Source organism: Luteimonas deserti, assembly GCF_013425765.1.
GTDB classification, from domain to species: domain Bacteria; phylum Pseudomonadota; class Gammaproteobacteria; order Xanthomonadales; family Xanthomonadaceae; genus Luteimonas; species Luteimonas deserti.
This window is the reverse complement of record NZ_JACCJZ010000001.1, coordinates 98,025-117,166: the sequence shown is the minus strand read 5'-3', so window position 1 is coordinate 117,166 and position 19,142 is coordinate 98,025. Positions and strand designations below refer to the sequence as shown.

General features: G+C 70.7%; 17 protein-coding genes. 8 read left to right on the top strand and 9 right to left on the bottom strand.

Going from position 1 to position 19,142, the window contains the following annotated elements; genetic code table 11:
- Positions 1–485 precede the first annotated feature (485 nt).
- Positions 486–740, bottom strand: coding sequence for a hypothetical protein (locus H0E82_RS00490; RefSeq protein ID WP_180543005.1), 255 nt, complete (start codon positions 738–740; stop codon positions 486–488).
- A gap of 377 nt (positions 741–1,117) precedes the next feature.
- Between H0E82_RS00490 and H0E82_RS00485 the strand changes: the two genes are divergently transcribed.
- Positions 1,118–3,751, top strand: coding sequence for a bifunctional diguanylate cyclase/phosphodiesterase (locus H0E82_RS00485; RefSeq protein WP_180543004.1), 2,634 nt, complete (start codon positions 1,118–1,120; stop codon positions 3,749–3,751).
- Between the two features lie 106 nt (positions 3,752–3,857).
- Here the strand turns inward: H0E82_RS00485 and H0E82_RS00480 are convergent, their stop codons facing one another.
- On the bottom strand, positions 3,858–4,784 hold the full coding sequence (locus H0E82_RS00480; protein ID WP_180543003.1) for a GAF domain-containing protein: 927 nt from the start codon (positions 4,782–4,784) through the stop codon (positions 3,858–3,860).
- A gap of 110 nt (positions 4,785–4,894) precedes the next feature.
- A complete protein-coding gene (locus H0E82_RS00475) occupies positions 4,895–5,683 on the bottom strand; it encodes a class I SAM-dependent methyltransferase (protein WP_235974111.1) in 789 nt (262 codons plus the stop codon).
- A 351-nt stretch (positions 5,684–6,034) separates the two neighbouring features.
- On the opposite strand from H0E82_RS00475, the gene H0E82_RS00470 reads away from it, so the two are divergent.
- Positions 6,035–6,742 (top strand): outer membrane protein, encoded by a 708-nt coding sequence (locus tag H0E82_RS00470; RefSeq protein WP_180543001.1) that lies wholly within the window; start codon positions 6,035–6,037, stop codon positions 6,740–6,742.
- A 371-nt stretch (positions 6,743–7,113) separates the two neighbouring features.
- Here the strand turns inward: H0E82_RS00470 and H0E82_RS00465 are convergent, their stop codons facing one another.
- Entirely contained in the window at positions 7,114–7,395 is a 282-nt protein-coding gene (locus H0E82_RS00465) for a hypothetical protein (protein ID WP_180543000.1), read from the bottom strand.
- A 183-nt stretch (positions 7,396–7,578) separates the two neighbouring features.
- Positions 7,579–8,367 carry a transglutaminase domain-containing protein gene (locus H0E82_RS00460; RefSeq protein ID WP_180542999.1) on the bottom strand — a complete coding sequence of 263 codons (789 nt, stop codon included), beginning with the start codon at positions 8,365–8,367 and terminating at the stop codon, positions 7,579–7,581.
- A 142-nt stretch (positions 8,368–8,509) separates the two neighbouring features.
- Between H0E82_RS00460 and H0E82_RS00455 the strand changes: the two genes are divergently transcribed.
- Positions 8,510–9,349 (top strand): SDR family oxidoreductase, encoded by an 840-nt coding sequence (locus tag H0E82_RS00455; RefSeq protein ID WP_180542998.1) that lies wholly within the window; start codon positions 8,510–8,512, stop codon positions 9,347–9,349.
- Between the two features lie 147 nt (positions 9,350–9,496).
- Positions 9,497–9,673 (top strand): CsbD family protein, encoded by a 177-nt coding sequence (locus tag H0E82_RS00450; protein WP_180542997.1) that lies wholly within the window; start codon positions 9,497–9,499, stop codon positions 9,671–9,673.
- A gap of 120 nt (positions 9,674–9,793) precedes the next feature.
- Here H0E82_RS00450 and dinG read toward each other — a convergent pair whose 3' ends face one another.
- On the bottom strand, positions 9,794–11,956 hold the full coding sequence (gene dinG, locus H0E82_RS00445; protein WP_180542996.1) for an ATP-dependent DNA helicase DinG: 2,163 nt from the start codon (positions 11,954–11,956) through the stop codon (positions 9,794–9,796).
- A gap of 109 nt (positions 11,957–12,065) precedes the next feature.
- Here dinG and H0E82_RS00440 point away from each other — a divergent pair, with 109 nt between their 5' ends.
- Positions 12,066–12,710, top strand: coding sequence for a DUF5671 domain-containing protein (locus H0E82_RS00440; protein ID WP_180542995.1), 645 nt, complete (start codon positions 12,066–12,068; stop codon positions 12,708–12,710).
- The gene (locus H0E82_RS00435; protein ID WP_180542994.1) at positions 12,707–13,150 is read left to right on the top strand and encodes a hypothetical protein; all 444 of its coding nucleotides are present in this window, start codon (positions 12,707–12,709) and stop codon (positions 13,148–13,150) included. Before H0E82_RS00440 ends, H0E82_RS00435 begins: the two co-directional genes overlap by 4 nt.
- 29 nt (positions 13,151–13,179) lie before the next feature.
- Here the strand turns inward: H0E82_RS00435 and H0E82_RS00430 are convergent, their stop codons facing one another.
- On the bottom strand, positions 13,180–13,632 hold the full coding sequence (locus H0E82_RS00430) for an Rrf2 family transcriptional regulator (RefSeq protein ID WP_180542993.1): 453 nt from the start codon (positions 13,630–13,632) through the stop codon (positions 13,180–13,182).
- 146 nt (positions 13,633–13,778) lie between these two features.
- On the opposite strand from H0E82_RS00430, the gene H0E82_RS00425 reads away from it, so the two are divergent.
- Together H0E82_RS00425 and H0E82_RS00420 are read left to right on the top strand one after the other, a co-directional pair.
- Entirely contained in the window at positions 13,779–14,702 is a 924-nt protein-coding gene (locus H0E82_RS00425; protein WP_180542992.1) for an NAD(P)/FAD-dependent oxidoreductase, read from the top strand.
- Between the two features lie 61 nt (positions 14,703–14,763).
- Positions 14,764–15,753, top strand: coding sequence for a serine hydrolase domain-containing protein (locus H0E82_RS00420; protein WP_180542991.1), 990 nt, complete (start codon positions 14,764–14,766; stop codon positions 15,751–15,753).
- Positions 15,754–15,786: 33 nt separating this feature from the next.
- Here H0E82_RS00420 and H0E82_RS00415 read toward each other — a convergent pair whose 3' ends face one another.
- Together H0E82_RS00415 and H0E82_RS00410 are read right to left on the bottom strand one after the other, a co-directional pair.
- Positions 15,787–16,083 carry a hypothetical protein gene (locus tag H0E82_RS00415; protein ID WP_180542990.1) on the bottom strand — a complete coding sequence of 99 codons (297 nt, stop codon included), beginning with the start codon at positions 16,081–16,083 and terminating at the stop codon, positions 15,787–15,789.
- Between the two features lie 175 nt (positions 16,084–16,258).
- Positions 16,259–19,081 carry a PAS domain-containing protein gene (locus tag H0E82_RS00410; RefSeq protein ID WP_180542989.1) on the bottom strand — a complete coding sequence of 941 codons (2,823 nt, stop codon included), beginning with the start codon at positions 19,079–19,081 and terminating at the stop codon, positions 16,259–16,261.
- Positions 19,082–19,142: the final 61 nt, after the last annotated feature.

Below are 19,142 nucleotides of genomic sequence, written 5' to 3'. Positions count from 1 at the left end.
GCGCGGGGACCCGGCTGGAGACCGGCCTGGACGAGAGCGGCACGGATGGTGGCCTCGACGTTGCGGGCGGTGCTGGACGACAGGCTCGGCACGCGGGGCGATGCGGGCACGGCGAGGCGGAAGCGTCGAGCGAGCTTCTTGAAGGATTTCACGTGAGGGAACCAGGCGGGTGGGGGGAATCCGCGCGCGCAGCGTAGGCGATCGGATGTGACGGGTAGGGAAGGCACGACACCGGGCCAGGCGCGCCGGCCAGGGCGGTGCCGCCGCACGTGGTGCCCCGGCGCAGGCGACCGGTCTGCAAGCGTGCATTGCAGGCGTGAGCCGGCGCCCGCGCCCGGCGCAATACGGGGCTGGCGCCGCGCTGCGCCGGCATACATGGATACGCAGCGCAGACCCGCGTGCGTGCGGCCAAAACAAAACGCAGCGCGGGTGCGCTGCGTCGTGTCGACCTCGCGGCCGGGCTCGCGGGCCCGGTGCCGGGGAGGTCAGGCGCCGCCGAATCCCCGGCTCGACTGCGAACCGGCGGCCGGCTCCGGGCCGACATCGAGGGTTTCGCCGACCAGGACCGGATCGCCATGCGGCGTGGTCCGGCTGCCGTCGTCGGCGAGCGCACCGGTGGTTTCGCGGCTCAGGGCGCCGTTGCCGGATGTCCCCGTGCCGGTGCCCGGCTGGCGGCGTTGCCAGGCGCGGTAGGCGACATAGCCGAGCGCGCCGACGGTCATCATTCGAAAGAGCTTCATAAGGGTGGTCTCGTGCGTTGCGGGGAGGGCGAGGATGGCCAGCGCCGGGTGATCCGCGCGTGACCCTGCGGGCGGTCGCACGTGCATCTGCTTCCCGGGGGCGCAACGGTTCAGCCCCACGTCGGCATCGCGACGCCCGGTGATCCGCTGACGCCACACGCGACCCGGGCCTGCGTCGCGCTCGGCCCGGCGGGCTGCGCATTCAAGAAGCCGGGGGGATGCCCGATACCGGTAGGAACCGGTCGGCGTTCCATGGCCCGGCGCGGGCGGCCGGGGGCGAACCTCTGGCGCCGGGGCCCGGATCGGTCGTACCGTCATCGAAACCGGGGCCGCCAGCCGCCATGCGCACAGTGGAGCCAAACGGGAACGCGCCGCAGATGTCGCCCTTGCCCCAGGGCCGGGCGCGGGGCGGTCTGCTCGCGGCCTGGCCGCCCGCGGCGATGGCCGCGGTGGTCCTGCTGGCGGGTCTGGTGGTCACCGCCGCGCTCTGCTATCGCGAATGGCGGATGGCCGAGGCGCGCGCGGACGCGCTGCACGCCTCGCTCGCCGACGCTGCGGAGGCCCGCCTGCACGACCCGCTCGACGCCGCCTCGGTCGCGTTGCGCGCGATGCAGACCGTGTTCCTGTCGCATGTGGCGATGGATCAGGCCGCCTTCGCCCGCTACCAGGCGAATCTGCGCGCGGTGGACGAACTGCCCGGCTACCGGACCACGGGCTTCGCGCGCTACCGGCCGCCTGCGCCGGGCGCGCCGCCGTCCTACCGCTACGAACTGGTCACCCCGATCGAGGGCAACGAGGCCGTGATGGGCATCGACATCGCCCGCCAGCCGGCCAACCTGCGCGCGCTCGAGCGCGCCCGCGACAGCGACACCGTGGTGATGTCGGCGCCGTTCCGGCTGGCCCAGGCGCAGGAGGCCGACAGCCGCGCCCTCGGCGTGACCCTGCGCCTTCCGGTGTACTCGCCGGGCCAGGTGCCGGCCGATCCCGACGAGCGGCGCGCGCGGGAGGTCGGTGCGCTGGCGATCAGCCTGCAGCTCGACCCGATGGTGCGCGCCGCGCTGCAGGGCCGGATTCTCGAGTTCCTGCACGTGGACATCCGCGATCTCGACACCGGGCCCGAGCCGGCGGTCGTGTTCGCAGGCGGGCCCTTGCCGGCCCATGCCGGGACGCCGCTGGTGCGCGAACTGCAGTTCGGCGGACGCCGCTGGGAAGTGCGCATGCACCCACTGGAGCGCCGTCCGGGCCTGGTCCACGTGCGCTCGACCGCGGTGGCCGGCGCGTTGATCACGGTGCTGCTGTCGATGCTGCTGTGGTCGGTGGCCGGGACCCATCGGCGAGCGCTGGCGCTGGGCCAGCGGATGAGCGCGCGCTTCAGCGAGAGCGAAGCCCGGTTCCGCACCCTCAACGAACTGCTGCCGGTGCTCGTGCTGCTGGCAGACGCACCCGGCCAGCGGATCACCTACGCCAACCAGGCCGCGCGCCAGCGTCTCGGCGACGTGGTGGGGACTCCGCTGCCCGCACTGTTCGCCGATCCGCGTGCGCGCGAGGCCATGCCCGGCGCCGGTGTCAGCGGTGGCTGGGACGGTCACGAGGTGGCGATCGGCCAGGCCGGACGCGCGTTCTGGGCGCGGGTCTCGCTGGCGCAAGTGGTGGTGGACGGCGCGCCGCACCTGTTGCTCACCGCCACCGACATCAGCGAGCACCGCGAGCTGACCGAGCGCCTGAGCTACCAGGCCACCCACGACGCGCTCACCGAACTGTGCAACCGGCGCGAGTTCGAGCGCCGGCTGTCGGAGGCGCTGCGCGAGCGCGCGGTGGATCCGCAGGCGCCGCCGTTCGCGCTGCTGTACTTCGACCTCGACCAGTTCAAGGTCATCAACGATCTGTCCGGGCATATCGCGGGCGACCAGCTGCTGGTGGAGCTGGTCCTCGCACTGAGGCTCAACCTGCGCGAAGGCGACATGCTGGCCCGGCTCGGCGGCGACGAGTTCGGTCTGCTCGCGTTCGATGTGGACGAGGCCATGGCGGTGGCCCTGGGCGAGCGGCTGCGACGTTGCATCGACACCGTGCGGTTCGTCTGGCAGGGCCGCACCTACTCGGTCAGCGCCAGCATCGGCGTGGTGCTGGCCGACCGCCCCGGCATCAGCCTCAAGGACGTGATGGCCTGGGCCGACAGTGCCTGCTACCAGGCCAAGGAGGCCGGCCGCAACCGCGTGCACGTCTACCGCGAGGACGACGACAGCACGCGGCGGCTCGGCGAGATGGAATGGGTGAACCGGCTGCGCGCGGCGATGGAGCAGGACCGGCTGCTGCTCGACTACCAGGAGATCGTGCCGGTCGGCGAGGCGGCCGGTGCCGGTGCGCACGCCGAACTGCTGCTGCGCCTGCGCGACGAATCGGGTGACGAGATCATGCCCGGCAGCTTCCTGCCGGCGGCCGAGCGCTACGGCCTGATGCCGGCGGTGGACCGCTGGGTCATCCGCACGGCCGTCGCCAATTTCGCCCGGCTGCATCCACGGGGCGAGGCCCTGCGCACCTGTGCGATCAATCTGTCGGGCGCGAGCATCGAGGACGAGGACCTGGCCGATTTCATCCTCGCCTGCATCGCCGAGCACGGCGTGCCGGCCGAACGGTTCTGCCTCGAGATCACCGAGACGGTGGCCGTGCGCAGCTTGCTCAAGGTGGCGGCGGTGATCGCCCGCCTGCGCGAGGCCGGCTGCCGCATCGCGCTGGACGATTTCGGCGCGGGCATGTCGTCCTTCGGCTATCTCAAGAATCTGCCGGTGGACCTTATCAAGATCGACGGCAGCTTCATCCGCGAGCTGGACGAGGACCCGATGAGCCGGACGATCGTCAGCGCGATCGTGCAGATCGGCCACCAGCGCGGCCTCAAGGTGGTCGCCGAGTGGGTCGACAACGCGCGGGTGCTCGAGATCCTCGCCGAGCTCGGCGTGGACTACGCGCAGGGGTTCGCCCTGCATCGGCCGCAGCGGGTGGTGTTCCAGCGCTGAGCATCCGTCGCGGGTGAGTTCGCGCGGGCGTCAAAGGGGCTTCGAGCGCAGGCGTCGGGTTGCGCCTGTACGGCCGGGGTGGCGGCGCCTGCTTCGGCCGCGTCGCTCAGGACACCAGGGCGCGCTTGCGGTCGAGCAGATCCTCGTCCGCCCGCATGAACACGGTGGCGGTCGGCTCGCCGGGCATGCCCATGCTCATGCCGTAGGCGAAGCGCAATCCGAGTCCCCCGGCCTCGCGTTCGATCACCGCGTTGAGCCGCCACAGGGTGTCGAGCGCATCGAGCCCATGGAGGACGGCGACGTATTCGCCGCTTCCGCTGCTGCGGGTCACCGCATCACGGCCACCGGCGAGTGTCTGGTCGATCGCCGCATCGAGCTGCAGCAGGAGCTTCTCCGTGCTGCGCTCTCCGAGCCGCTCCACGGTGCCGGCGTAGTCCTGTAGCTCGATCAGGGCGAGCATATACGCGGCCGCCTCGTCGTCCGGCGCGGCGGCTGCCGGCGCCGCCTGCGCCACGAAGGCGGTGTGCTCGAGGGTGCGTTCGCGCACGCGGCTGTCGAGCAGGGTCACGGTCAACCGTGCCAGCGACTGCAGCGACGCGCGCTGGCCGTCATCGAGTTCGCGCGGGGCGTCGTCGAGCACGCACACGGTGCCGATCGCGGCACCGTCCGGCGTGACCAGCGGCATCCCGGCGTAGAAGCGTTTGTCGCCTTCGGATCCGTCGACGTAGGGATTGCCGGCGAACCGGGCGTCGCGGCGCAGGTCGGGCACCTCGAACAGCCGGTCGGGCGCCCGGATCGCGTGGTCGCAGATCGCGACATCGCGCCCGGTCTGGCGCGTGTCGATGCCGGTGCGGGCCTTGAACCACTGCCGGTCGCGGTCGATGAAACTGATCAGCGCCGTGGGCGTGCCACACAGCGAGGCGGCGAGATGCACGATGTCGTCGTAGGCGGCCTCGGGCAGGGTGTCGAGGACGTGGTAACGGTCGAGTGCGCGCTGGCGCGCCGGTTCGTCGAGTGCACGGGCAGGCTGCATCGGTGTCTCCAGTCGAAGCGAGGGCCGAGCGTGGCAGCGCAGTCGTTAATGACGGGTGGCCGCGCGTGCGGAGCGGTGTGCTCGCACTGCGCCGCGCGGGATGATCGCGCTCAGCGTCGCGTCGCGAGCACGCCGTCGAGTGCCAGGCCCGTACGGAATCCGGCCTTGGCCAGCCGCCGCGCGACCTCGTTCGGCACGTCGCGGCCGCTGGTCAGCCGGTTGGGCGCACCCGTGTAATGGAACAATCGTCCGCCGCGACGGATCACCCGCGCCAGCTGGTCGTAGAACGTCTGCGAATACAGCTCGCCGGCGATACCGAAGCGCGGCGGATCGTGCAGCACGGCGTCGAACCCCGCGTCGGGCAGCGTGCGGATCGCGTCCGCGACGTCGGCATGCACCAGCCGGAGCCGCCCGTCCGTCGCCTCGGGGTCCGGCGACCAGGGATTGAGCGTGCGCAGCCACAGCACATCGGCGTTCTTCTCGAACGAATCGATCCGCGAAACACCGGCCTCGAGGCAACACGCGGCGAAATAGCCGAGGCCACCGCAGGTGTCCAGCACGTGGCGACCACGCGGTTCCACCAGCGCCACTTTGCGGCGCGCGTCCTCGAACGGGGATACCCGTGCGGTCGGCAGCATCTTGATGCCGTCGATCTCGAACGTCGGCGCGCCCCAGGGCGTGGGCACCAGCTTGATCAGCGAGCCCGCGTAACGCGACACCGCGCGCCACTCGTCGTCGGCGAACCGGTAGAGCGTGCGGTCCTTGAGCCGGTCCGGCCACGGATAGGCGACGCCTCGCCAGGACCATTGCGCTGCCTGCAGGACCGCCGTGTCGGTGGTGCGCCCCAGGTCCAGCGACCCCGTCCAATACGCCTCGCCGGTATCGCGGGCGGCGCGCATGGCGTCGGCGATGTCGCGGGTCAGCAGCGGGCCCTTGGTCGGATGCACGGTGGAAACTCCCCTGCGGACAGCGCGGCATCGTATCCGAGCCGGTCCGACCGTGTGCAAGGAGGATCGGCGCGACCATCGCGCTCCGCACACGTTCCTCATCGATGTAAACCCGACTTGAACAGGACCGTTAGCGCACGGTCCCGCTGGCGTGAAGGTTTGTACGCGCTTCAGCTTGGAACGTCTCTACTGCGTCCGCGCCGGCGGATCCTCCGCCACGCCGCTGCACCGGCATGCGATCCCCCGAACGCGCCAAGCCCCGACGCGTTGCGCAGCCACAAGACCAACAAGAGGACAAGACCCATGAACAAGTTCATTCTTCCGGCCGCGATCGTTGCGGCCCTGTGCGCCCCCACCGCGTTCGCTCAGAGCGCAGGCGACACCTACCGCCCCGATCTGCAGGTCGGCGAGGGCAACGGCTTCGTCGCCGGCAGCGTCGGTCGGACCGACGGCGGCACCGCGGGGCGCTTCGGTACGGGCGACTTCAACGTGTTCGAGAGCCGCGACGGCCGCAAGACCGGCTACGGCCTGGTCGGTGGTTACCGCTGGAAGGTCGCCCAGAACTTCGGCCTCGGCGTCGAAGGCGGCTACACCGATCTCGGCAATCTCGTCGTGCGCAACGCGTTCCGCGACGACGACGTCAACCAGCGCCAGGACACCAATGCGCTGCGTGGCTGGCAGGTCGGCGGAAACGCGCGCCTCAACGTGACTCCCGAGTGGTATCTCGGCGCACGCGGCGGCTATTTCCGCGCGTCCGACAACAACGTCGAGTACTACAATTCCGTGGGCCAGAACCTCGGCCTCGACAGCGGCCGCCGCGACGGTCGCAACAGCTGGTACGCCGGCATCGGCACCGGCTGGAACGCGACCGACAACTTCAGCGTCGGCGTGCATTACGACTACTACCGGGCGAAGTCCGGCGATGTCCGCGATCCCGCATCGGGCGTGACGTTCGAAGGCCCCAAGCGCTCGACGGCGCTGCTCGGCCTGACCGCCGAATACGCGTTCTGAGCAACGGACGCGAGAGGGACGCTCCCTCGTTGCAACATCAGACACGGGCGCCTTCGGGCGCCCGTGTCGTGTGCGGGTATCGTGCCGTCGGCGGGACGAGGATGTGCGGAGTGCGCATGGACACGCGATATCGAGGCGATCGCAGCGCAACCGTCCGCTGGCGTGACGAAGGCCTCGTCGCGACGACACGTACGCATGGGCGGTCCGCAACGACAGCAACGGAGGTTGACGGCATCGAGCGCCGTGTGGGCCCATCGTGTCAGCCGGCGGACCACGTCGTGATCAGCCGGCCGATCTCATCCCGAGGCGAAACGCCATGCGCGCCGGCGACCATCGCGTGCATGAGGCACGCCGGTCGCCGTGAGTGCGCTTCAGGCCGCAGCGCGCGAGTCCGGCAGTTCGTGATTGGCCGCGACTCCCGGGTGCCGGGTCATCGGACCCTCCACGCCGAGCACGCGTGCCAGGTCGCGCTCGAAGCTGCCATCCGCGTTACGGATCCGCAGACACGCCTCCGGACCCACGAGGGCGCGCAGCAGGCCGCCTTCGGTCGCCTCCCGCCGGCTCAGGAACGCACGCAGGACACGGCCGTCCGCGTTGTCGCGAAGGACCCACAGGCTCTGCGTCATGTCGTATTCGAGGGTATAGCTGTTCATGCGGCTGGCCTCTCCGTTGCGGTGCGAGGCGAGTCTGTGCACGGCGGCATCGGTCCGGCGTGAACATGCTGCCGGCGCGTCGAGCCGCGACTGCAACAGCGGCACGCGACCCGGGACACCTCCCGAGCCCGGCTCAGTCCGCGTTCCGGTTCTCGGGCCCGTTAGGCGTTGCGACGTTCCGGCTCAACCGGCCGGCGTCAGGCCCACCCACACCTGCATGTCGACCGTACTCAGCCCCCCGTGGTTGGTGAGGAAGGCCACATCGGCGGCATCGCGACCGATCGCCACCACGATGCGCCCACCGCGCGGGTCCGCCTGGGTCGCGTCGCAGGTGTACCAGCGCCCATCGAGCCAGACCTCGAACCAGGCATGCAGGTCCATCGGCTCGAGGCCGTACAGGTAGCCGACCACCATGCGCGCAGGCAGGCGCAGCGCACGGCACAGGGCGATCCCGACATGGGCATAGTCGCGGCACACGCCGGCGCCGTGCCGCATCGTTTCGATGGCGTCGGTGCTGGCATTGCTCTCGCCATAGCGGTAGACCACGTGGCGGCGGATCCAGCCGCAGATGGCCTCCACCTGGCCCGCGCCGGGCGACGCATCGCCGACGATGTCCAGCACGTCGTCGAACAGGCGGTCGGAGGGACAGTACCGGCTCGGCAGCAGGTACTGCAGCGTGTCCGGCGGCAGCAGCGCAGGCGCGGTCGCGGGCGCGGTCCCCGGGGTCGCGATGTCGGCGTCGGTCTCCACTTCCAGCTCGGCGCGGATGGTCATGCGCCCCCGGGGCACGATGAAGCGCTGGCAGACGTTGCCGAAGCCGTCGATGTATTCCGAAGGCCGCACCTGCGGGGTGAACCGCCAGGTCTCGCTCACCAGCCACTGCGCCGCATTGCTGCGCGGGCGCAGCATCGCCACCACGGCGCAATCCGCCTCGGCTTCCACCACGATCTCGCAACCGGCCTGTAGTCGCATCGGCATGTCCTGTCTGGGGGCGCGAGCGTAGACGAGGGCGTGTGCAGCCGGTGCACACGCCCGGTCCGGGCCGATGCGACCGGTCACGGCTGCACAACGCCGGCGCCCCTAGGGTGATGCGCCCCCCATCCGGAGTCCCTTCATGAACCAGCCCGCCCAGCAACAGGACGTCCCCGGCGTCGAAGCCAAGCTCGACCCGCAGGCCGACCACGGCGAATCGAGCTATCGCGGCAGCGGCAAACTCACCGATCGGGTCGCGTTGATCACCGGAGGCGACAGTGGCATCGGCCGCGCGGTCGCGCTGGCGTATGCACGCGAGGGCGCCGACGTCCTGGTGAGCTACCTCAACGAGGATGACGATGCGCGCGAGACCAGGCGTCTGGTGGAAGAGGCCGGCCGCCGCTGCGAGCTGGTGCCGGGCGACATCGCCGACCCCGCGCACTGCCGCGCACTGGTCCAGAAGACGATGGACGCCTTCGGCAGGCTCGACATCCTCGTCAACAACGCCGCCTACCAGATGAGCTACGACTCGCTGGACGAGATTCCCGACGAGAAGTGGGACTACACCTTCCAGGTCAACATCACCGCGATGTTCCACCTGTGCAAGGCCGCGGTGCCGCACATGAAGCCCGGTGCCTCGATCATCAACACCAGCTCGATCAACTCCGACAAGCCCAACCCCAGCCTGCTGCCCTACGCGACGACCAAGGGCGCGATCGCCAACTTCAGCGCGGGCCTCGCGCAGATGCTGGCCGAGAAGGGCATCCGGGTGAACTCGGTGGCGCCCGGTCCGATCTGGACGCCGCTGATCCCGGCGACGCTGCCGCCCGAATCGGTCAAGGAGTTCGGCAACCAGACCCCCATGAAGCGTCCCGGACAGCCCGCCGAGTGCGCGCCGATCTACGTGCTGCTGGCGTCGGACGAAGGCAGTTACATGACCGGCGGCCGCTATGCGGTCACGGGCGGCATGCCGATCCTCTGAGACGGCGGCGCCGATGAACGGGCGATCTGCACGCCGCTTCCACCTTGCTGCATCGTGCCCATCGCGGCCATGACGATTTCACCCTCGGCTTCACGGCTGCCGTCTACAAAGGACCCATCCTGCAATCCGGCAGGCGGAGCACACACCATGGACAACAACCGCAGCGAAGGCATGAAGAACCAGGTCAAGGGCACCGCGAAGGAAGTCGCGGGCAAGGTGACCGGCGACACCGCCCAGGAAGTCGAGGGCAAGGTGCAGAAGAATGTCGGCAAGGCCCAGAACGAGGTCGGCAAGGCCGCCGACGAGGTCCGCAAGGACCGCTGAGTCGAGCAGATCGGACACCAGGACAGGCGGCTTCGGCCGCCTGTTTTCGTATCGGGGCGCGGTCGCCGCTGGCGGGCGCGCCGGAGCTGGCGAGGCCTGCGCGTGCCCGGCCGACCACGCTCAGCCGATGACGCGCTCGAACGGGGGCAGGGCATCGAGGATGCGCTTGCCGTACTGCCGGCTCAGCAGCCGCGAGTCGAGGATCACGACCCGTCCGGTATCGGTGGACGTGCGGATCAGACGGCCGGCGAACTGGGTCAACGTGCGCAGCGCATGCGGGACCGCGATCAGGTTGAACGGGTTGTGCCCGCGTGCCTCGAGCCATTCGCCGAGCGTGGCGGTCTGCGGATCGGTCGGAACCGCGAACGGCACCTGGGTGATCACGACCGTCGTGCAGGCCTCGCCGGGCAGATCGAGTCCTTCGCCGAACGAGTTGAGTCCGAACAGCACCGAGCCCTTGCCGGCGGCGACACGCTCCAAGTGCGCCGCCACCACCTGCGACTTGTTGCCGCTGCTCTGCAGCTGGATCGCCGCGCGGCGCGACGCCGGCATCAGCTCGGCCACCTTCTCCATCTTCCAGCGCGAGGTGAACAGGACCATGCTGCCTCGGGTCCAGTCGAGCTCGCGTGCGAGCCACTCGGCGACGGCCCTGGGATGACCTTCGCGGTCGTCGGGGGCCACCGGAAAGCGCGGAACCACGAGCTGGGCCTGTCGCGGCAGGTCGAAGGGCGACGGCAGCGAGACCGTCTCGGCATGGTCGGGCAGGCCGGTGTCGATGGCGAAGGCCTGGAAGTCGCCACCGCCGGTCAGCGTGGCCGAGGTCATCACCACCGAATCGACCTCTTTCCACAGCAGTGAACGCAGCACATGGGCCGCCGACACCGGCGAGCAGTGACAGGCGAGATCGCCGTCGCGGGTGGCCGTGACCCAACGGGCCATGGGCGGCGCACCCTCGCGATCCTCGCGACGCCAGCCGACCCACAGGTCGTGCTGCTGCTCCACCGTTTCCAGCGCGAGACCCAGGGCCCGCTGCAGCTTCTCGCGCGCCGGCTCGTCCTGCTTCACGCGGGCCACCGCCTGCTGCGCGGCGTGCACCCAGTTGAGAAGCGCACGCGTATCGTCGGCCAGCCCCTCGATCGCAGGCGCCCAGGCCTCGGGCAGTCGACCGAGCGGCGCGCGCCACATCGGGTCGCGGTCGCCCGGTTCGGGCTGCCACATCCGGTCGACCTCCAGCTGGAAGGCCTTGAGCGCCTTCGACACGCGCATCGCGAGATCGATCGCCTCGTTGGGCAGCAGGCCGCCGATCTTCTCCTTGTCGACGAGGCGGTAGCTGCCGGCGATGAGGATCTGCATACGGCCGGTGCGCCTGGCCATGTCGGCCAGCGGCAGTCGAGCGGCGCCCTGGTCGATGGCGACATTGGCGACGTGGTGGCCTTCGTCGAGCACCAGCAGCATCTCGGCGGGCGGCGCCAGCAGCGGTTGCCCGTTCTCGATATCGCCCATCGCCAACGAGGAGAGCAGCAGGGCATGGTTGGTCACCACGACCTGCGCGTCGCGCACGTGGGTGCGCGCCTTGAGCACCGGGCACTGCTGCGCGAAGCCGCAACGGCGACCCGAGCATCCCGACGCCGGAGTGGTGACCCGCATGCGCAAGGCAGGCGAGACCGGTTCGGGCGCCGCGTCCAGATCACCGTCCCAGAGACGTTCGGCATGCGCCTCGAGCAGGCGGCGTGCCGCGTCCACCTCGTGCGGCGCGAGCGGCCGGTCGTCGAGCTGGCGGGCGTAGTCGCCGCCCTCGTCGGGGCCCTGACCGTCGAGCAGCATCGTGCCCTGGCTGTGTTCGGCATGCAGTTCGGCCGCATTGCGCGTGCACAGGTAGCGCGTGCGCCCCTTGGCCAGCGCGACGGTCGCCTGCAGGCCGGTCGCGGCCAGGAAGGCCGGAATGTCGCGCTCGACCAGCTGCGACTGCAGGGCCACCGTGCCGGTGCTGATCACCAGCTTCTTCTTCGTCGCCAGCGCGATCGGTACGCCCGCCGTCAGATACGCCAGGCTCTTGCCGACACCGGTCGGCGCCTCGGCCACGCCGATTCCGCCCGAGGTCGCGAGCGCACGCGAGACCAGGCCGATCATCGCGCTCTGCGAGCGGCGCGTACTGAAGCCCGGGGTATTGGCCTGCAGGCTGGCGTAGGCGGCGCGGATGTCGGCCTTGAGCGCGTCGGTCAACGCGCGCGCGGGTGCGTCGGCTGCAGTGGCAGCCGGTGGCTGGAGTTCGGGTTCGCCCATGCGCGCATTTTCCCACGCGCGGACGGCCGCGCCGGGACTGATTTCTGAACACGGTGACCCTACGGCACGGCGGCTGCTAGATTCGCCGCTTCGTCAGGGAGGCATGCCGATGGCCGCGGCCACACAGAATCTGGACGGGTTCGTCCGCGAGGCCCTGGCCTCGGGCGCCAGTCGCGCCGATGTCGCCGATGTGCTGGGCCGGGCCGGCTGGCCGCCCGAACAGGTGCAAAGCGCGCTGGGCACGTATGCCGACATTCCGTTCGCGGTGCCGGTGCCCCGTCCCCGGCCCTACCTCTCGGCGCGCGAAGCCTTCCTGCACCTGGTGCTGTTCGCCACGCTGTATGTCTGGGCCTGGCAGCTCGGCAGCCTGCTGTTCAACCTCATCAACCACGCCTTTCCCGATCCCGCCGATCCTGCTTCCCGGCTCGCGCACGCCGGCCAGTCGATGCGTCTGGCGGCGGCCTCCGTCGTCATCGCGTTCCCGGTGTTCGCGTTCGTCGCCCGCAAGCTCTCGCGTGAGATCGCGCGCAATCCGCTCAAGCGGCTGTCGGCGGTGCGGCGGTGGCTGACCTACATGACGCTGTTCCTGGCCGCGACCGTGCTGCTGTGCGACCTGATCGCGCTGGTCTACAACCTGCTGGGTGGAGAGTTGAGCATGCGGTTCCTGCTCAAGGTGCTGGTCGCCGGCACCCTTGCAGGCGCGATCTTCTCGTTCTACCTGCTCGATCTGCGCCGCGAGGAGGTCGAGCCGTGACGGTGTCGGGATACGGCCGCGGCCTGCTGATCGCCGGCGGCCTGGTGTCGCTGCTCGCCGTAGGCGCTGCGCTGGTCCTGATCGGCTCGCCGGCGTCGCAGCGCGAGGCGCGCCTCGACGCGGCCCGCGTCCGCGATCTCGTCGCGATCGAACGGCGGGTCAATGCGCATGCACAGCGCGAGCACGCATTGCCGGCGTCGCTGTCCGCGCTCGACCCGGGCGGCCGCATCGTCGATCCGGCCAGCGGTGCGACCTACGGCTACACGGTCATCGACGCGCGCCGGTTCCGCCTGTGCGCGCGCTTCGCGACCGACAGCCGCGACGCGCTGCGGCAGGCCGAGCCATGGATCCAGCAGGAGTGGCAGCACGGTGTGGGCGAGACCTGCTTCGACCGCACGCTCGAGCGCGACCTGCCGGCCGGAGCCACCGCGCGGCCCTGAGCCGATCGGCGGGCGAAGCGGGCGCCGTCCTAGGCGCGCCCTCGATGCGCATCCGGAAGCGCCGCGAGCCGCGTCTCGAAATCGCGGGCGACGTCGGCCAGCGTCACTGCCCCCAGTCGCGTGCGCAGCAGCGCCTCGGCGGCGCTCATCGCGTCGATGAGGTGGGCATTGGCCGCCTGTTCCACGAGGCACGACGGGGTGTCGTTGGCCACCCCGAAGGCGAACGGACTCGGGGCGCCCAGCGCCTCGTGGATGTCGAGCAGAGTGATGTCGTCCAGCGGCCGCGCCAGGGACCAGCCGCCACCGTGCCCCTTCACCGAGCTGACGTAGCCGGTGTCGCGCAGGCCCCCCATGGTCCGCCTCACCACCACGGGATTGGTGTCGAGCATCGCGGCGATGTCGTCCGACGTCGCGGGCGCCGCGCGTCCGGCGAGGTGGATCAGCACGTGCAGCATGCGGCTCAGGCGACTGTCGTTGCGCATGGGGATGGCCACTCGGGGGGTGTCCGGTATACCAGCGGCGACATCACGACACAAACCGAGTTGCAAGACGATCCGACACGGCGCATCATGACACTTCATAAGTGACGTGATCCGTCGCATGCTGCGACGGGCCGCATGGAGGACGCATGGGATACGACGTGATCGTGGTGGGCGGCAGTTTCGCGGGGCTGTCGGCGGCCCAGGCCCTCGGACGCGCGCGGCGCTCGGTCCTCGTGATCGACGGTGGGCAGCCCCGCAACCGCTTCGCGGCCGCCGCGCACAACATCTTCGGGCACGACGGAACGCCTCCGGCCCGGTTGTTCGCACACGGGCGCGCGGAGCTCGCGCGCTATCCCACCGTCGAGGTGCGCGCGGCGCAGGCCTCGGGTGTCGCCGCCCTCGCGGGTGAGCTCGTGGTCACGCTCGACGACGGGAGTACGCGCAGCGCACGCCGGCTGGTCCTGGCGACGGGGCTGCGGGACTCCCTGCCCGACGTGCCCGGGCTCGCCACCCGCTGGGGCACGACCGTCCTGCATTGTCCGTACTGCCATGGCTTCGAAGTCGCCGACCGTGCGCTCGGCGTGCTGGCGAATCATCCGGGAGCGGCCCACCAGGCGCTGCTGCTGCCGGACTGGGGACCGACGACGTATTTCACCCAGGGCCGCTACCCGCCCGACGCCGACACCGCGGCGAAACTGGCCGCGCGCGGCGTGGTCGTCGAACACAGTCCGGTCGTCGGGCTGGTGGGCAAGGCACCGGCGCTCGACGGCGTCCGTCTCGCGGACGGTCGGATCCTGGCCGTCGATGCGCTGTTCACGGTGCCGGCGAGCACCCAGGCCAGTCCGTTCGCGGCGGATCTGGGCTGCGCCTTCGACGACGGCCCGCTCTGCGCCCATGTCCGCGTCGACGCGATGAAGCAGACGACGGTGCCGGGCGTGTACGCCGCCGGCGACGCGGCGAGCCCCATGCACAGCGCGACCACGGCGATCGCCGCCGGGGTGCTGGCGGGTGTCGGCGCACACCAGTCGCTGGTCGCCGAGGCCGCATCGGCCGGCTTCCGCGCCGCGTGACCGACGGCGGCATGCCCGGCGGTTCACCGCGAGTTTCCGCGCGCGCATCGATACTCGCGCGATGAAGCGCCTGCTCTGCCTGTGGATGCTGGTCCTCTGCGCAACCCCGGTCGCGGCCTCGGAGTCCGCACTCGATGCCGTACTCGACGACGCGGCCGCACTGACACCGCTGCGTACGGTGCTCGTCGCGCGCGAGGGTGTGGTGCTGGCCGAGCGCGGCTACCACGGCGGCTCGCCCGCGCGCCCGACCAACATCAAGTCGGCTTCGAAATCGGTCGTCTCCGCACTCGTCGGCATCGCCATCGAACGCGGCCTGCTCGAAGGCGTGGACCAGAAGGTCGCACCCTTGCTCGCCGACCGGATGCCGGCCTCGCCCGATCCGCGCATGGCGGACCTGACCCTCGGTCACCTGCTGTCGATGCAGGCCGGCCTGCAGCCGACCTCGGGCCGCCACTACGGTCGATGGGTCGCGCAGCGCGACTGGGTGCGCGCTGCACTGGCGCAGCCGTTCGTCGACGCGCCGGGTGGCGCGATGCTGTATTCGACCGGCTCCACGCATCTGCTTTCGGCGATCCTCGTCGAGGTCAGCGGGCGCTCGACCCTGCAGCTCGCGCGCGAGTGGCTGGGCCCGCAGCCGGGCTTCGCCGTCACCGCCTGGGAGCGTGATCCGCAAGGGATCCACCTCGGCGGCAACCAGATGGCGATGACGCCACGATCCCTGCTCGCCTTCGGCGAGCTGTACCGCAACCAGGGTCGGGCGAGCTCCGGTGCGCAACTCCTGCCCGCGACCTGGATCGCGCACTCCTGGCGGCCGCGGACGCGGTCGGTCTACACCGGCGATGGCTACGGCTACGGCTGGTTCACCCGGTCCATCGGTGGACACGAGGTGCGCTTCGGATGGGGGCACGGCGGGCAGATGCTCTACGTCGTGCCGACGCTCGGTCTCACGGTGGTGATGACCTCGGACGAGCGCACCGGTACCGCAGGGTCGGGCCACCTCGGGCGCCTGCATGCCCTGATGGGCCGGATCATCGCGAGCCAGGCCGATTGATGGGCCGGCCGGACGATCGCGTGTGCGGTGCGGTCAATGCGCCGCGCGCGAGCGCCGACCGGCGAGCGTACGACTCCAGTCCTCGCGGTCGTCGAAGCGCGCGGCGTAACGGTCACCGACCTCACGGCTGATCAGCGTGGACAGTCCGTGTCCGGCCAGCGCCGCATCGCACAGCGCGGTGAACAGCGGTCGACCCACGGCGCGCGCGGCGTAGACGTAGACCGGTCCATGGCCGAACTCCACGACCAGCAGATCGCCATGGCGTACCCACGCGGTCACGCCGCTTCCGCCGTGGCGGTTGGCATAGGGTTGGAGACCGGGAAAACGCATGCCGCCAGCCTGGCCAGTGCGGAGTCGAGACGGTGTCGCACGATCGCGGCCGCCGCAGTCCCGAAATGCAGTCGCTGCATCCGGCGACGGCGTCCCGCGACGGGAAACCGCTCGCCGGCTGGCATGCGGAGCGGAGGCCGCCCGCCGTTCGCACCGGACGGCAGGCGGGCCGTGCTCAGGCCGCCGCGGATCCGGCGGCCATCGCCGCCTCGACGCTGGCCATCAGTTCGTGCTGCCGGAACGGCTTGCCGAGGATCGTGAGCCCGGGGTCGAAATCGGTCATGCCGGTATAGCCGGAGACGATGACCACGGCCGTCGCCGGCAGGCGCAGGCGCACCGCACGGGCGAGTTCGGCGCCGGACATGCCCGGCATCAGATGGTCGGTGACCATGAGAACGGGGGCGAGACCACCATCGAGGGCGACCAGCGCCTCCTCGGCCGAACCTGCCTCCACGACGCGGTAGCCCATGTCGTCGAGCGCATCGGCGGTGCACATGCGGACGGCGTCGTCGTCATCGACGACGAGGGCGGTGCCGCGGGATTCTGTCGGGTTGCTCACGGTAGTGTCCTCGTTGACGTCTGCATCAGCGGCCGCCCGCGCTTGCGCGACCGGCAGCCAGAATTCGATGGTGGTGCCTGCCCCGGGATCGCTGTCGATGCACAGGCGACCGCCGAGCTGGGACGCGACGCCGTGGGCCATCGACAGGCCCAGCCCGGTGCCCTGACCGACACCCTTGGTGGAGAAGAACGGCTCGATCGCGCGCTGGCGGGTGGCCTCGTCCATGCCGTGGCCGGTGTCGGCCACCGTGACCACGACATAGTCGCCGGCAGCCAGCCCGCTCGCCGCATCGGCTTCGGCGTGGGCGTTGCGCACGGCCAGCGTGAGCACGCCACCCTGGCCGCGCATCGCGTCGCAGGCGTTCACGCTCAGATTGAGAATGGCCATCTCGAGCTGGTTGGGATCGGCGATCGCCGGCGCCAGCGGCGACGCGATGTCGAGCACCATCTGGATGCGCGGGCCCTTGGAACTCTCGATCAGGTCGGCCATCCCGGTCACCAGCTGTCCGACGTCGACCTCGACCGGCTGCAAGGGCTGCCGACGCGCGAACGCGAGCAGGCGCTGGACGAGGGTCGCGGCGCGGTCGGCCGCGCGCCGTGCCACGTCGAGCATCCGTGTGCGCCGCTCGGCCCGGGCATCCGGATCGGAGGCGAGGTCGAGGGCGGTCACGATGGGGGTGAGCAGGTTGTTGAAGTCGTGGGCGACGCCGCCGGTGAGCTGGCCCATCGCCTCGAGCTTCTGCGACTGGCGCAGCGCCGCCTCGGCATTGCGGCGTTCGGTGGTGTCGATGGCCTCCGGCACCACGGAGATGATCTGCCCGGCGGCGTCGTGGATCGGACGCAGCGAGAAGTCGTAGATGCGTCGGCCGGTCGGCAGGTTCACGGTCAGCTCGTCGCGTACGGTCTCGCCTTCGACAGCGCGCAGGAACAGGGTGCGGACGTGGCCCGACATGCCGGGGGTATCGCTGAACCACGGCGTGGACCACAAGGGTCGACCGACCACGTCCTCGAACTCCGCGCCGAGCGCATCGAGCACGGTCCGGTTGGCGTCGGTGAGCGTGCCGTCCAGGGTGCACATCGCCTGCAGCTGGTAGCTGGTCTCGAACAGCACCCGCAGCTGCGCCTGCGAGCGGGCCAGCGCCTCCGCGGCCGCCTTGATGTCGGTGACGTCGCGCGCGCTGCAGTAGAAGCGCCCGCCTTCCGGTGTCGCCACCCAGGACAGCGTGCGCAGGTTGCCGGCGCGGGTCCGCCAGCGGTTCTCGAAACTGCGCACCGGACGGCCCTCGCGCAGCGATGCGAGGACATCGCGGGTGACCGCCTGGTCGTCCTCGAGCACGTGGTCCCACCAGCAGCGGCCGACGAGGTCGCCGCTGTCCAGCCCCAGCAGCGGCGTCCACGCCGGGTTGACCGACTCGATCGAGCCGTCGGGATCGATCACCGCCAGCAGGTCGGGCGTGACCTGCCAGGTCAGGGAGCGGTCGCGTGCCCGCGCCACCACCTGCTGTTCGAGGTCGCTGTTGATCGCACGCAGCTCGGTCTCGCGCGCGCGCAACGCCAGGTCGGCCAGGCGACGCGCGGTGACGTCGAAGCCCTGGACGAAGATGCCGATCACGCCGGTCTCGTCGCTGATCGGCTGGAACACGAAGTCCAGATAGCGTTCGACCGAGGCGGTGCCCGGGGTCGCCTGGACGATATAGCGCGCGCCCTCGGCGGTGAAGGCGAGACCCGTGCGGTAGGCCTCGTCGAGCAGCGCCAGGTACCCCTGGGCCACGGCATCGGGCATTGCGTCCGCGACCCGCCGGCCGAGGAGTTCACGCTCGCCGACCAGGCGCTGGTAGTTCGGATTGACGTACTGGAACACGTGCTCGGGACTCTTGAGCATGGCCATGAAGCCCGGCGCCTGGTCGAACATGCGACCCAGCTGCTCCACGTCCGCGCGCAGGCGGCGGTCGTTCTGCACCTTGCGGGTGGCGTCGGTGGCGATGTTGAGGAAGCCCGCGACCTGGTCCCGTTCGCAGCGCACCGGGGTGTAGGAGAACGTCCAGTACGTCTCTTCCGGATAACCGTGCCGCTCCATCGTCAGCGGCATGTCCTCGTGCCAGGTCGCCGTCCCGCGCATCGCGCTGGCCACCAGTGGCTGGATGTCGTCCCAGACCTCGGACCACACCGCCTGCAGCGGCCGGCCCAGGGCCCGCGGCTCTTTCGCGCCCAGAAACGGCGCATAGGCGTCGTTGTAGAACAGCGTGAGCTCCGGCCCCCAGCACAGGCACATCGCGAAACGCGATTCGAGCATCAGGCCGAGCGTCGTGCGCAGCGACTGCGGCCAGTCCGCGATCGGGCCGAGCGGGGTGGTGCTCCAGTCGAACGCCGCGATCCGTCCCGCGAGCTCGCCATGGGCGGGCAGGAACCGGAGGCTCTCGGCAGTGGCGGGGACGTTCAAAGCACGGTGGGCGATCGGCGGGAGCGGCATCCTGCCACACGGCCGCGTGCGCGCAGGATGA

Coding starts and splice junctions, on each gene's coding strand:
- H0E82_RS00455 (WP_180542998.1), top strand. CDS start 8,510: ATGAACCAGCCCGCCCAGCAACAGGACGTCCCCGGCGTCGAAGCCAAG.
- H0E82_RS00490 (WP_180543005.1), bottom strand. CDS start 740: ATGAAGCTCTTTCGAATGATGACCGTCGGCGCGCTCGGCTATGTCGCC.
- H0E82_RS00420 (WP_180542991.1), top strand. CDS start 14,764: ATGAAGCGCCTGCTCTGCCTGTGGATGCTGGTCCTCTGCGCAACCCCG.
- H0E82_RS00415 (WP_180542990.1), bottom strand. CDS start 16,083: ATGCGTTTTCCCGGTCTCCAACCCTATGCCAACCGCCACGGCGGAAGC.
- H0E82_RS00460 (WP_180542999.1), bottom strand. CDS start 8,367: ATGCGACTACAGGCCGGTTGCGAGATCGTGGTGGAAGCCGAGGCGGAT.
- H0E82_RS00440 (WP_180542995.1), top strand. CDS start 12,066: ATGGCCGCGGCCACACAGAATCTGGACGGGTTCGTCCGCGAGGCCCTG.
- H0E82_RS00430 (WP_180542993.1), bottom strand. CDS start 13,632: ATGCGCAACGACAGTCGCCTGAGCCGCATGCTGCACGTGCTGATCCAC.
- H0E82_RS00450 (WP_180542997.1), top strand. CDS start 9,497: ATGGACAACAACCGCAGCGAAGGCATGAAGAACCAGGTCAAGGGCACC.
- H0E82_RS00470 (WP_180543001.1), top strand. CDS start 6,035: ATGAACAAGTTCATTCTTCCGGCCGCGATCGTTGCGGCCCTGTGCGCC.
- H0E82_RS00425 (WP_180542992.1), top strand. CDS start 13,779: ATGGGATACGACGTGATCGTGGTGGGCGGCAGTTTCGCGGGGCTGTCG.
- H0E82_RS00485 (WP_180543004.1), top strand. CDS start 1,118: ATGTCGCCCTTGCCCCAGGGCCGGGCGCGGGGCGGTCTGCTCGCGGCC.
- dinG (WP_180542996.1), bottom strand. CDS start 11,956: ATGGGCGAACCCGAACTCCAGCCACCGGCTGCCACTGCAGCCGACGCA.
- H0E82_RS00475 (WP_235974111.1), bottom strand. CDS start 5,683: ATGCGCGCCGCCCGCGATACCGGCGAGGCGTATTGGACGGGGTCGCTG.
- H0E82_RS00465 (WP_180543000.1), bottom strand. CDS start 7,395: ATGAACAGCTATACCCTCGAATACGACATGACGCAGAGCCTGTGGGTC.
- H0E82_RS00480 (WP_180543003.1), bottom strand. CDS start 4,784: ATGCAGCCTGCCCGTGCACTCGACGAACCGGCGCGCCAGCGCGCACTC.